Genomic DNA, 13317 nt, shown 5'->3' on the forward strand with positions numbered 1-13317 from the left:
CAATACAATCATTTTAAATTATTTTAATACAATTAAAAAGAAGTGAAGAGGATTGAAGATTAAAAATTAACTTTTTAAAATCCTTGCAAGTTTAAGCAAATTCGAAATCAAAAATTCTTTTTTTACGAGTTTAGGATTGGTTTTAAGTTCGTATTCGCTTTTAAGTAAAAGAGTGAAAATTTCTTTATATTGTTCGATTTTTAAACTAAAGGCTTGAGAGCTTAAATTTTGTCCCACTTGAGGGGGTGGAGTGTAGCCTAAAAGCTCTTTAAAATCAATTTTGCCATTGACTTTAGCATAAAGTGCGATTTTAAATAAACGATAAAAAGAATTATATAAAGAGTTGATTAAAGCAATTTCATTAAAATTATCTAAAATTTTTTCAAGTTCGCTTTTAAAGTCTTGTTTTTTTAAAATTTTATCAAAAAAGCTTTCAAAACTTCCTGTATTTAAACTATAGCAGTATTGTTCTATGGTTTTTTCATCTACTCTTAAACCGCTAAATTTATTAAGTTCGCTTGCAGCAAGATACAAGTTTTCATCAAAACTTGTAAAAAGAGTAAATAAAGCATTTTGAGTGATTTCAACCCTTAGTTGTTTTGCTTTTATGCTTAAAAGCTCCACGCCTTCTTTAGCTCCGTTAGCTTTAAAAAATCTTACAAAATGAGGAGAGAAAATTTTTTCTATGTCACTTTGCTTTGAACTTTCATCATAAAATTCTAAAAGAAAGAAATTGTCCGCATTGTTTTTGCAAAGTTCGACTAAAATTTTAAGATCTTTTATTGGAATTTTTTTAGAGGTTTTAATTTCTAATAATTTTTTTTCGCTAAAAAGCGATCCTGCGCTTAAAAAATCACTTGCATGAGTGAAGTTGTATTCTTCAAAAAAAAGTTTTAAAGTTTCATCGGGTTTATATTTTTCTTTTATAAATTCAGCATAAAGTTCGCTTTGAAAATTATCTGCTCCATAAAGAAAGAAAAAATTAGGTATTGAATCTTTAGAAAGCAGGGTTTGAAGCTCTTTTCTATACATTTTCTTCCTTTATAAGTCTTTGGGTGATTTTAGCATAAATTTTTGCCATAACTATATCCGCTTCCATGATTTGCACTTCAACACTTTCTAGTAAATTTACACGCGTATCATAAAGGATTATATCCGCTCCTTTGATTTCATCATCTAGTTTGGCTATGCAAGCTCCATCATTTTGCACAACTAAAGCTTTAAATTTTTTGCCTATATTTTTGGCTGCCCATCTAGCAAATTTTCTATCCATAAAATCAAAAGCAACCTTATCCGCCTCTCTTTCAAGCGTACTAAGACTCTCGCAAGTGCTTTCTATGTTTAAAAGCAGATAATTAAAAAGTTTTTCATCGTTTTTTTGTTTGGCTTTTAAAAGTCTGTGTAAAATAAGATCAGAATACCTTCTTATAGGGCTTGTAAAATGTGAGTATTTATCAAAACCTAAGCCAAAATGTCCCGCATTTACACTAGAATATTCTGCTTTTTTTTGTGCTTTGATGATGAGTTTATCTACTTCTGCTCTTAAATTTAACTCATCGGCTAAAGCTTGTATGTCTCGTATGAGTTCAGGAAGATTGGGCTTAAAATTTACATCGATTCCGAGTTCGCGTAATTCATTTAAAAGTTTATCGATTTTTCTTGTATCAGCACTTAAGTGATTTCTAAAAATACCTATATCTATGAGTTTTGCTGCCGCTTTATTGGCTAAAAGCATACAATCTTCGATCAAATTATGCGAAGGCGTGTCTTTTTCAAAAACTGTGCTTTTTAGACTTAAATTATCATCTAAATTCATTCTTAATTCTTCGGTGCGAAATTCAAAGGCATTTTTAAGACGCATTTTGCGTAAATTTTTTGTGATTTCAAAAAGCTCATAAAGCCATGAAAGTTCTTTTAAATCAGGTTTTTGTACCAAAATTTCATCAACTTCATCGTAATTAAAACGGCGTTTTGAGTTGATAATGCCTTCAAAAAGTTCTTCTTTGATGACTTTATTTTCATGATTGAGCGTGATTTTAAAACAATACGCTAAGCGATCTAAATGAGGATTTAAAGAACAGATATTTTCACTTAAAGGACGAGGCAGCATGGGTATAGCAATGTGCGGAAAATAAATAGAAAATCCACGATTTCTTGCTTCTTTATCTATAGCACTATAAGCATAAACATATTCGCTAACATCAGCAATAGCTACATAAATTTCTCGTTTTTGAGTGTCAAAATAAATCGCATCATCAAAATCTTTTGCATGTATAGGATCTATAGTGCAAAAAGGCAAGGCTCTTAAATCCATGCGATTTTCATACATACTCGCATCAACACTATCGCCGTTTGCTAGGGCTTCTTTGATACAAGCGTCGCTAAATTCGTTATTTTTATTAAAAAGAGCTAAGGAGATTTTTTCATCTATACTTTCATCATCAATATGTCCTAAAACTTCTATGATATTGTTATTTTCATTTTCTATTTTTAAAACTGTTCCTAAAGGTAGTGCTTTTAAGGATTTTTGAGAAGCTTTTAAGGCAGTGCTTAATCCTGTTTTGATATTCATTCCAAGTACGGCTTGGCCATACCTTTTGGTGATCACTAAAGAGGTTTCATTGGCTCTTTTTAGAACTAAAATTACCTTTGCACCGGGGCGTTTTTTCTTTAAAGGTAGAAGTTTTACTGCGACTATATCTTTATAGTTTGCACCTTTTAGGTTTTTGTTTTCTATCAAAAGATCTTTTTTGAAACTTTCATCAAAGCATTGTAAAAAACCTGTGCCTTTGCTTGAAATATCAAGTACTCCAAAGGCAAAACCATTGTTAAGATAATATTTGTTTTTGTGTTCTTTGATGATGTGATTGGCTAAAAGCTCTCTTAAAATTTGTTTAAATTCATTGCTTACTTCGTGAGAGCTAATGCCATAACTAAGACTGTTTAAAAATTCTTTCACTTTTAATACTTTATGATTTTTTGTAAAATTCTTACATAAAGTTTATAAAAAAAATATGAAATTTATACTTTAATTGCTATAATAATACCTTTAATTTTTGAATTTTTAAGGAGTGAATATGGCTATTACAGTATATTATGATAAAGATTGTGATTTAAATTTAATCAAATCAAAAAAAGTAGCAATTATAGGCTTTGGCTCTCAAGGGCACGCTCATGCGATGAATTTAAGAGATAATGGCGTAAATGTAATTATCGGACTTCGCGAAGGTAGTGTAAGTGCTGTTAAAGCAAAAAATGCTGGTTTTGAAGTAATGAGTGTAAGTGAGGCTTCTAAAACAGCAGATGTGATTATGATTTTAGCTCCTGATGAAATTCAAGCAGATATTTTTAATGTCGAAATAAAACCAAATTTAAGTGAAGGTAAGGCTATAGCTTTTGCACACGGTTTTAATATCCATTATGGTCAAATTGTTGTTCCAAAAGGTGTAGATGTTATCATGATAGCACCTAAAGCACCAGGACATACAGTAAGAAATGAATTTACTTTAGGAGGTGGAACACCTTGTTTAATAGCTATCCATCAAGATGAAAGTAAAAATGCTAAAAATTTAGCCTTAAGTTATGCAAGTGCGATTGGGGGCGGACGCACAGGTATTATAGAAACAACCTTTAAAGCCGAAACAGAAACAGATCTTTTTGGTGAACAAGCCGTGCTTTGTGGTGGGCTTAGTGCTTTGATTCAAGCAGGTTTTGAGACTTTGGTTGAAGCAGGTTATGAACCTGAAATGGCTTATTTTGAGTGTTTGCATGAAATGAAACTCATTGTGGATTTGATTTATCAAGGTGGTATTGCAGATATGCGTTATTCTATCTCAAATACTGCAGAATATGGCGATTATATTACAGGGCCAAAGATTATCACTGAAGAGACTAAAAAAGCGATGAAAGGTGTTTTAAAAGATATACAAAATGGTGTTTTTGCAAAAGATTTTATCTTAGAACGCCGTGCAGGTTTTGCTAGAATGCATGCAGAACGCAAAAATATGAATGATTCTTTGATAGAAAAAACAGGACGCAATTTGCGTGCTATGATGCCTTGGATCAGTGCTAAAAAATTAGTAGATAAAGATAAGAACTAAACATTGTCAAAGAAAAAATTAGTTCAAATTCAGCGTTATTTAATCATAGCTATACTTTTTTTACTTTGTATAGCTTTAGCTTTGGGAATTTTAGTAAAATATCAAAATTCCCAAGATGTTTCTTCTGTTAAGCCGGATTATTTTATTGATAAACAAGAAGATTTAATTTCATCAAACAAAGATCATTACGAAATTGGTATTTTTCAAGAGAGTGAGTTTGATAATAATAAATCTGTAAGTATTTTAGAGCAAAAAATTCAAGAAATTGATGATTTAAATACAAGTTTAAATGAGCAAAATTTAAGCAGTGTGGAGCAGAATTTAAGTTTAGAACAAAATCAGAGTTTAGAGCAAAATTTTATTCCAAAAGATATAAATTTAACCCAAGATCAAAATTTAACTTTTGATGAAGATATTCATTTAAATAAAATTTCTAAAAAACCAAAACTTGCTATTATTATCGACGATATGGCAAATGCAAGTCAGGTTAGAGGTTTAAAAGCTTTAAAATTAAAGTTAAATCCTTCTTTTTTCCCGCCAGATAAAAACCATAGCGAAACGCCAAAACTTGCTTTAAAATTTGATTTTTATATGGTGCATTTACCTTTAGCAGCGATTAATTACAATAAACCCGAGCTTGATACTTTAAATCCAAATGATAGTAAAGAAAGAATTTTTAAAAAAATCAAGCAAATTAAAAAAGATTTTAAGGATTTAAGATATATCAATAATCACACAGGAAGTTTATTTACAAGCAATGAAGAAGCTATGAGAAAGCTTTACGAGGCTTTAAAAAATCAAAATATATTTTTTGTAGATTCTAAAACTATAGGAAATTCTAAGGCAAATAAAATCGCTAAAGAACTCAGTATGCCTTATATACAAAGAGATGTGTTTTTGGATAATGAAGATGATGTTAATTATGTTAAAAAACAACTTCAAAGCGCAGTAAAACTTGCACAAAAAAAAGGTTTTGTTATAGCCATAGGACATCCTAGGAAAAATACTTTTAAAGCCTTAGAGCAAAGTAAGGATTTGTTAAAAGGCGTTGATCTTGTGTATTTGAGTGAAATTTATGGCAAGTGAAATTTTGCCTGATGAATTTTTGAAACTTTTTAAAGATTTAAAAAAGCCTCCTAAAAAATTACACTACAAAGGAAATTTATCTTTATTAAGACAAGATAAAATCGCTATTATAGGTTCAAGGCGTATGAGTGTTTATACGAAAAATTGTGTTTTTTCCTTAGTGAGTATGCTTAAAAATACCCATCTTTGCGTGGTAAGTGGCGGTGCTTTGGGTGTGGATATCACTGCAAGTATGGCAGCTATGCCAAATACTATAGGTATTTTTGCTAATGGTTTAGATCAAATTTATCCAAGAACTAATGAAAAAATCATTAAACAAATTTATGAAAACGCTTTAGCTTTAAGCGAATACGAAGATGATTATTTGCCAAAAAATTATGACTTTTTACTAAGAAACCGTTTGGTTATTGCTTTAAGCAAGGCTGTTGTGGTTGCACAAGCAGATATAAAAAGTGGTTCTATGCAAAGTGCAAGGCTTGCTTTAGAGCTTAATAAGCCTTTATATGTTTTACCGCAAAGACTAGGAGAAAGCACAGGGACTAATTTACTTTTAAAGGAAAATAAAGCAAAGTTAATCTGTGATTTTAAAGAATTTGTAAGTGAGTTTGCAAGTATAGATACAAATCAAGATGAATTTTTAGAGTTTTGTAAAAAAGGTGTGAGTGTTGATGAGGCTTTAAAAATTTATGGACAAAAAGTTTATGAATACGAACTTGAGGGAAAAATTTCCATAGAAGGGCTTTTTATAAGGGTTTTAGTATGAGAGCTTTGGCTTTAGATGTAGGTTTAAAACGCATAGGTGTAGCGCTTTGCGTAGATAAAAAGATCGCTTTGCCTTTAGATGCAGTTTTAAGAAAAAATCGCAATCAAGCCGCTAATGAAATTAAAAATTTACTTAAAATACATGAGATTTCTTTACTTATTGTAGGCATTCCTAAGGGTGGGTCAAGTGAAGAAGAAATGACAAGACGCATTAAGCATTTTGTTTCTTTGCTTGAATTTGATAAAGAAATTTGCTTTGTAGATGAAAGCGGAACAAGTAAAGAAGCTTTAGGATACGGCATAGCAAATACACGTAAAAAAGATGGTAAATTAGACTCTTTGGCTGCTTTTATCATGATAAAGGATTATTTTGCTCTCTAGAATAGAAAAACTTTATACCAAAGATGAAATGCAAAATATTTTATCTTCTTTTACTCAAGAAAAAAATGTTTGTGTATTTGCAAATACTTTAAAAATTAGCACTGAAGAATTAGAAAAAGAATTTTTAAAACAAAATTTAAAATTTAAAAAGATCAATGCTTATTGTTATTTGTTTGACGCTAAAGATAAAGCCATCTTAAGTTCTATGAAAGTTTTTAATGAGGGGTGCTTTTATATACAAAATTATTCTTCTTATTTGTGTGCTTTAAATTTAGAAGTCAAAGCAGGGCAAAGTGTTCTTGATATGTGTGCAGCTCCGGGTGGCAAAAGTATCAATCTTGCAAATTTTATGCAAAATACAGGTTATTTAGCTTGCAATGAGATGAGTAGGGATAGATTTTTTATTCTGAAAAAAAATCTTAAAAATTACGGAGTGAATGCTAAAGTTTTTATGAAAGATGGTAAAAATATAGGCAATTTGTGTCCTTTAAAATTTGATAAAATTTTACTTGATGCACCTTGTTCAACTTTTGCTAAAATAGGTTTTGATTTGGAAAAAAGTTATAAAGAAATCAAAAATATTGCAAAAACTCAAAAAAAACTTCTACATTCTGCTTTAAAGGCATTAAAAATAGGTGGAGAGCTTGTATATAGTACTTGTACCTTTACCAGGGAAGAAAATGAAGAAGTGATAGAGAATGCTTTAAAAAGCGAGTTTAAATTAGAGCTTTTAGATATTGATTTGGAAAATGTTGAGGCTAAAGCAGGGCAAAGTGAAGAATTTGCTGAAATTTCAAAATGCAGACGGATTTTACCAAGCTTAGACTATGATGGATTTTTTATAGCTAAACTTAGGAAATTATGTTAATTAATAAAATTATTCACATTTAAATACAAATTCATAAAAAACTTAAAAAACAATAAATAATTTTTTCTTTATTTTAAAGCTTAAAGTTCTATTTTTAAGTACTTTGAAAAGAAAATCACAGCGTGAAAAGGCTGTGAATAAAGTTGAAATTTTTTTAACCTTAAAAAGATGAAATTAGTCTGATTGTATTTTTTGCAGTTTTGGAGCTATTACAGCTTGACAATATCCTTGATTGGGATTATTTATAAAATAATGTTGATGATAGTTTTCAGCTTTGTAGTAAGTTTGCAATCTTGAAATTTTAGTAACTATTTTTTTGCTAAATATTTTTTGCTGTTCTTTGATGAAATTTTGAGCTAAAATTTTATCTTCTTCATTTTCGTAAAAGATTATTGAGCGATATTGCATACCAATATCTCCACCTTGTTTATCTATACTTGTTGGATCATGAATTTTAAAAAAGAGCGTTAAGATTTCAAGAAGAGAGATTTGTTTTTCATCGTAATTTATTTTGACAACTTCTATGTTACCATCACCATTACACACGCTTTCATAGCTAGGATTTGGATTTCCTCCGCTATATCCAACTTCAGTATCAATTACACCTTTTAGGCGTTCAAATACAGCTTCAATACACCAAAAACAACCACCACCTAAAACGATATTTTTCATTGTGAGTTTTCCTTGAGTTTAGCCCTTTGAAGGGCTAGGATTATTTGTAGTTTTTGATTGCTTTTTCTAAAATTTCAATTGCAGCTTTTTCATCTTTGAAATCTTGTACTTTAACCCATTTGTTTGGCTCTAAAATTTTATAAGTTTCAAAGAAATTTTTGATTTTATTTAAAGTTGCTTGTGGTAAATCTGTGTAAGTTTTTATATTATCGTATCTTGCATCTATTTTTGAATTTGGAACCGCAAGAAGTTTTTCATCCATTCCGCTTTCATCTTCCATGATTAAAACACCGATTAAGCGACAAGGAATCACAGCTCCAGCTTGGATAGGATATTCATTAAGTACTAAAATATCCACAGGATCGCCATCATCAGCCAAAGTATTGGCAATAAAACCATAGTTTGCTGGGTAAAACATCGCGCTAGCCATAACGCGGTCTACCATGATAGCACCACTATCTTTATCGATTTCATATTTTATGTTTGAGCCGTATGGAATTTCGATTACGGCATTGATTTTATTTGGAATATCTCCGATTTTGATTTTGCTTAAATCCATTTTTTCTCCTTATATACTTTGAATTTTTTTAATCAGTTCTTTCATATCTGCAACGATAGGTTCGATAGTGCGCTCTCCATCGATAATAAAATGAAGTTTTTTCTTTTGATAAAAATCTAAAATTTCATTTAAAGGTTCTGTATAAACTTTCATTCTATTGTAAAACACTTCTTCATTATCATCTGCACCACGATTTCTGCCTAGAACTCTTTCTTTGGCAACTTCTTCGCTTACTCTTACTTCTATGACGCCTTTAAGACAAATTTCATTTTGCTCACTTAAAACCTTGTCAAATTCCATCATTTGTTCTACGCTTCTTGGATAGCCATCGATGATGATAGTTTTAGTTGGAGCAGCTTTTAGTGCGCAAACTATAGTATTTACAACAACATCTAAAGGAACAAGATTGCCTTTGGATATAAAACTATCTATAGTTTTTCCAAGCTCACTCCCACTTGCTACTTCAGCTCTTAAAAGATCGCCTGTTGAATAGTGTGTGATATTTGTCGCATCTGCTTGTGCGATTAAACTAGCATCGGTAGTTTTTCCACTACCTGGTGCACCTATGATTAAAAACAATTCTTTCATTTTATATTCTCCCTTAATTTGATTCCTAATTCTCTCATTGCTTCATTGTTAGCAGGTGATGGTGCATCTGTCATTAAGCATTGCGCTCTTTGGGTTTTTGGAAAGGCTATAACCTCTCTTATGCTGTTTGCTCCTGTAACTAGCATGATGAGTCTATCAAGTCCTATAGCGATACCTCCATGTGGTGGAGCACCAAAACTTAAAGCATCAAGTAAGAAACCAAATTTTTCTTTTTGTTGTTCTTCATTGATATTTAAAAGTTTAAATACTTTTTGCTGAATATCGTTTTTATGGATTCTTATACTACCTCCACCTAGCTCAACGCCGTTTAGTACTACATCATAAGCGATAGATGAAATTTCTTCTAAATCAGTCTCATTGATATTTTTTGGCATAGTAAAAGGATGGTGCATCGCAGAATAACTTCCGTCATCATTTTGCTCAAACATAGGAAAATCAACAACCCATAAGAATTCTAAGGCATTTGGATCTATAAGATTTAACTCGTTGGCTAAGAAAATTCTAAATCTTCCCATATAATCAAGCACGGTTTTTTTAGTTCCTGCGCCGAAAAATACCACATCTCCTATTTCAAGCTCACAGCGTTTGCTGAGTTCATTTAAATCTTCTTCGCTAAAGAATTTGCAAAGTGGACCTTTAAGTCCATCTTCTTTAACTTGTATGAAAGCTAAGCCCTGAGCGCCAAATTTACGCACAAATTCTTCAAATCTTTGCATTTGTCTTTTTGAAAAAATAGTATCGCCTTTTGGAACGCGTATGGCTTTGATGCGATTTTTCTTTGTATCTTTGGCGATATTTGCAAAAATTTCATTATTTGACTTAGCGAAAATATCAATAACATCAATAAATTTAAGATCAAATCTTAAATCCGGCTTATCAGAGCCATAATTCTCCATAGCGTCTTTGTATTGCATTTGTCTAAAAGGGGTTTGAATTTCTTTACCGCAAGCTTTGAAAATATCTTTTAAAAAAGTTTCGGCTACATTGATCACATCTTTTTGTTCGCAAAAACTCATTTCAACATCAATTTGTGTGAATTCAGGTTGGCGATCAGCTCTTAAATCTTCATCTCTAAAACATTTTGCGATTTGAAAATAACGATCAAAACCGCTACACATTAAAAGTTGTTTGAAAAGCTGAGGGCTTTGTGGAAGAGCGTAAAATTCACCCTGATGCACACGAGAAGGTACGAGATAATCTCTTGCACCTTCAGGAGTAGCTTTGGTAAGAATAGGGGTTTCAACTTCTAAAAATCCCATATTTGCCAAAGAATTTCTAGCTGCTATACAAGCTTTAGAACGCAGGGCAAAATTTTCATAAAGTTTAGGATTTCTTAAATCTAAAAAGCGATATTTTAAACGTAATTCTTCATTTACACTTTCATCAGCGATAGCAAAAGGAGGTACGGCACTTTCATTTTCTATGGTAAGTTTAGAAACAACTACTTCGATTTCTCCTGTTTTTAATTTAGGATTTACAAGTCCTTCACCACGTGGACGAATAGTACCTTCTGCAATAAGTACAAATTCATTTCTTGCATTGGAAGCGATTTCATGAGCTTCTTTACTATCATTTGGATCGCAAACAAGTTGGATAATACCACTTCTATCTCTTAAATCTATAAAAATAACTCCACCATGATCGCGGTAGCTATTTACCCAACCGCAAAGTTTAACGCTTTGACCAACATGGGAAATTCCCAAGTCTGTATTATAATGACTTCGCAAATTTATTCCTTGAAAAAGATTTTTTAAGATAATGAGCAAAATTATAGTATTTTTATTCTTTTGCTTTGCTAAGATTTGATATAATTTTTTATGCAAAATAAAATAGATCATAAAAATATTAAAAAAATTGGACTTGTTACACGACCCAATGTGAGTTTAGATAAGGAAATTTTAAAACTTCAATCGATTTTATCTATATATAAAGTTGAACTTGTATTATTTAAAGAAAGTTCTGAAATTTTAGATTTGCCAAAGTATGGATTGGATGATTTGTTTAAAATATCTGATTTTGTTATTTCTTTAGGTGGAGATGGGACTTTGATTTCTTTATGCCGTAAAGCTTGTGAATACGATAAAGCAGTTTTAGGAATTCATGCTGGACATTTAGGTTTTTTAACAGATTTTAAAGTTGATGAAGCTGAAAATTTTTTTCAAGCTTTTTTTCAAGGAGAATTTAGAATAGAAAAGCCTTATTTGTTAAGTGTTTTTTTAGAAGATAGGCAAGGAAAAATTTTAGAAAAATTGGCTTTTAATGATGTGGTTATTAGTAAAAATAATCAAGCTTCTATGGCTCATATAGAAGTTTTTAGAAAAGAAAAGAAATTTAATGAATATTTTGGAGATGGGCTTATTGTTGCAACTCCTGCGGGTTCAACAGCTTATAATTTAAGTGCAAATGGGCCCATAGTTTATACTTTAGCTCAAGCTTTTATCTTAACTCCTGTTTGTTCTCATTCTTTAACACAACGCCCTATTGTCTTACCAAAAGGTTTTGAAATAGAGATTATGGCAAAGGATTGCATACTTTGTATTGATGGGCAAGAAAATTATAAAATGAATAATTTTAAAAGTATAAAAGTGGGTTTAAGTGATAAAAATGTGGCTTTAATTCACCCAAAAAATAGAGATTATTTTCAAATTTTAAAAGAAAAATTACACTGGGGAAATTGATGATAAATAGAATTTTTATGAAAGAAAATCTTGGTTTTAAAAAGGCTGAGCTTGAAATTTCTAAAGGACTTACCGTTTTTACAGGGTTAAGTGGAGCTGGAAAATCGGTCTTGTTTAAAGGAATTTTATCCGCATTTTCTTTGAGTGAAAGTGAGGCTAAAATTGTCGAAATAGAACTAGATGATAAATTAGATTTAGAAAGTTTTGGCATAGAAAGCGAAGAGGAGAATGTTTTTAAGCTTTTAAAAGAAAAAAACACAAAATATTTTATTAACAATCAAAGCATAGCGAAAAAAAGTTTGCAAAATTTAAGTAAAACTTTTATTAAGTATTTAAGCGCAAAGGAAAATAACGAATTTGGAAATGAAAAATTTTTAAATCTCTTAGATGCCTTGGAAATGCAAGAAAATACAAATTTTGTTTCCTTTTTAGAAGATTTTAAAAAAGATTTTAATGCTTATAGTCAAATTTCTAATGAGCTTAATGCAATTTTAGAAGAAGAAAAAAAAGTAGAAGAATTAAAAGAATTAGCTAGAGTACAAATTGAAAAAATTTCAAGCATTAATCCTAAAATAGGCGAGTATGAAGAGCTTTTAATACTTAAAAAGAAGCTTTCTAAAAAAGATAAATTAGAAGAAGCTTGGAGTAAGGCAGAGCGTATTTTTGAACTTGAAAAAGTTGTTATTGAAGCTTTAAATTTAAGCGAAGTTGATGCGAGTTTTTTTAGTGAATGTTTAAATGAATTGCGTGTGATTTGTGAAAATCAAAAAATGGAAGATTTGGATTTTGATGTGGAGACACTTTTAGATCGCATTGAAAATTTATCCTATCTCATCAAGCGTTATGAAAGCATAGAAAATGCTTTAGAAGTTTTAAAACAAAAAAAACATGAACTAGAACATTATGAAAATTTAAGTTTTGAAAAAAAAGAACTTGAAAAAAAATTTCAAGAATCAAAACAAAAATTAGAAGAAAAAGCACAAATTTTAACTCAAACAAGAAAGAAAAACCTTAAAAAATTAGAAAAATGTTTAAATAATTATCTTAAAGAACTTTATATGAAAGATGCAAGTTTGACGCTTAAAGAAAGTGGGAAAATTTCAATTTTAGGCAAAGATGAGATAATGCTAGATATTAATTTAGCTCATTTAAAAAATTTAAGTTCGGGTGAATTAAATCGCTTAAGACTTGCTTTTATAGCCACAGAATGTAAAATTTTAAATGCAGGTAAAGGGATATTATTTTTAGATGAAATCGATGCAAATTTAAGTGGAAAAGAGGCTATGAGTATAGCTAAGGTTTTAGAGGAGCTTTCTAAGTTTTATCAAATTTTTGCTATTTCTCATTTACCCCAACTTTCCTCTAAGGCACATAATCATTTTTTAGTTGAAAAAAATGGCGAAGAAAGTAAGGTAAAAAAGCTTGATCAAAAAGAAAGAATTAAAGAGCTTGCTAGGATGGTAAGTGGAGAGCTTGTTAGTGATGAAGCAATCGAATTTGCTAAGACCTTGTTTAAGAATTAAGCAGATTTTTTATTTTACTATGTTAAAATATATAACTATAAAATTTCCTTTCTTTTGAAATAAATATATTAAAAATTTT

At 30.4% G+C, this 13317-nt stretch carries 13 protein-coding genes; 7 read left to right on the forward strand and 6 right to left on the reverse strand.

The window, feature by feature from the left end:
- Nucleotides 1-66: 66 nt before the first annotated feature.
- Together AJ887_RS04730 and AJ887_RS04735 are read right to left on the reverse strand one after the other, a co-directional pair.
- Complete coding sequence (locus tag AJ887_RS04730) at nucleotides 67-1032, reverse strand: DNA polymerase III subunit delta (RefSeq protein WP_044794329.1); 966 nt, start codon at nucleotides 1030-1032, stop codon at nucleotides 67-69.
- The gene (locus AJ887_RS04735) at nucleotides 1025-2959 is read right to left on the reverse strand and encodes an RNB domain-containing ribonuclease (protein WP_070240548.1); all 1935 of its coding nucleotides are present in this window, start codon (nucleotides 2957-2959) and stop codon (nucleotides 1025-1027) included. Before AJ887_RS04735 ends, AJ887_RS04730 begins: the two co-directional genes overlap by 8 nt.
- A gap of 118 nt (nucleotides 2960-3077) precedes the next feature.
- Here AJ887_RS04735 and ilvC point away from each other — a divergent pair, with 118 nt between their 5' ends.
- From ilvC to AJ887_RS04760, 5 genes are read left to right on the forward strand one after another with little or no spacing between them, the layout of a single operon-like run.
- Nucleotides 3078-4100, forward strand: a complete 1023-nt coding sequence (ilvC, locus tag AJ887_RS04740) for a ketol-acid reductoisomerase (RefSeq protein WP_002871355.1) — start codon at nucleotides 3078-3080, stop codon at nucleotides 4098-4100.
- A 3-nt stretch (nucleotides 4101-4103) separates the two neighbouring features.
- Entirely contained in the window at nucleotides 4104-5186 is a 1083-nt protein-coding gene (locus AJ887_RS04745; protein ID WP_070240547.1) for a divergent polysaccharide deacetylase family protein, read from the forward strand.
- Nucleotides 5176-5949, forward strand: a complete 774-nt coding sequence (locus tag AJ887_RS04750; RefSeq protein WP_044780553.1) for a DNA-processing protein DprA — start codon at nucleotides 5176-5178, stop codon at nucleotides 5947-5949. The genes AJ887_RS04745 and AJ887_RS04750 overlap by 11 nt, the downstream gene beginning before the upstream one ends.
- Nucleotides 5946-6329 (forward strand): Holliday junction resolvase RuvX, encoded by a 384-nt coding sequence (gene ruvX / locus AJ887_RS04755; protein ID WP_044794336.1) that lies wholly within the window; start codon nucleotides 5946-5948, stop codon nucleotides 6327-6329. The genes AJ887_RS04750 and ruvX overlap by 4 nt, the downstream gene beginning before the upstream one ends.
- A 28-nt stretch (nucleotides 6330-6357) precedes the next feature.
- Entirely contained in the window at nucleotides 6358-7197 is an 840-nt protein-coding gene (locus AJ887_RS04760; protein WP_079860399.1) for an RsmB/NOP family class I SAM-dependent RNA methyltransferase, read from the forward strand.
- 174 nt (nucleotides 7198-7371) lie between these two features.
- Here AJ887_RS04760 and msrA read toward each other — a convergent pair whose 3' ends face one another.
- Genes msrA through aspS form a run of 4 tightly spaced genes read right to left on the reverse strand, consistent with a single transcriptional unit; the run spans nucleotide 7372 to nucleotide 10764 of the window.
- A complete protein-coding gene (gene msrA / locus AJ887_RS04765) occupies nucleotides 7372-7869 on the reverse strand; it encodes a peptide-methionine (S)-S-oxide reductase MsrA (protein ID WP_044794338.1) in 498 nt (165 codons plus the stop codon).
- 40 nt (nucleotides 7870-7909) lie between these two features.
- Nucleotides 7910-8428, reverse strand: coding sequence for an inorganic diphosphatase (gene ppa / locus AJ887_RS04770; protein WP_002871349.1), 519 nt, complete (start codon nucleotides 8426-8428; stop codon nucleotides 7910-7912).
- Between the two features lie 9 nt (nucleotides 8429-8437).
- The gene (locus tag AJ887_RS04775; protein ID WP_002855137.1) at nucleotides 8438-9016 is read right to left on the reverse strand and encodes an adenylate kinase; all 579 of its coding nucleotides are present in this window, start codon (nucleotides 9014-9016) and stop codon (nucleotides 8438-8440) included.
- Nucleotides 9013-10764, reverse strand: coding sequence for an aspartate--tRNA ligase (aspS, locus tag AJ887_RS04780; protein WP_070240550.1), 1752 nt, complete (start codon nucleotides 10762-10764; stop codon nucleotides 9013-9015). Before aspS ends, AJ887_RS04775 begins: the two co-directional genes overlap by 4 nt.
- Before the next feature lie 90 nt (nucleotides 10765-10854).
- Between aspS and AJ887_RS04785 the strand changes: the two genes are divergently transcribed.
- Both AJ887_RS04785 and AJ887_RS04790 read left to right on the forward strand, forming a co-directional pair.
- On the forward strand, nucleotides 10855-11715 hold the full coding sequence (locus AJ887_RS04785) for an NAD(+) kinase (RefSeq protein WP_052858975.1): 861 nt from the start codon (nucleotides 10855-10857) through the stop codon (nucleotides 11713-11715).
- Nucleotides 11715-13238: an AAA family ATPase gene (locus AJ887_RS04790; protein ID WP_002861340.1), complete on the forward strand. Its 1524-nt coding sequence runs from the start codon at nucleotides 11715-11717 to the stop codon at nucleotides 13236-13238. The genes AJ887_RS04785 and AJ887_RS04790 overlap by 1 nt, the downstream gene beginning before the upstream one ends.
- Nucleotides 13239-13317 lie beyond the last annotated feature (79 nt).

It is taken from the genome of Campylobacter sp. BCW_6466 (genome assembly GCF_001762835.1).
Lineage (GTDB): Bacteria > Campylobacterota > Campylobacteria > Campylobacterales > Campylobacteraceae > Campylobacter_D > Campylobacter_D jejuni.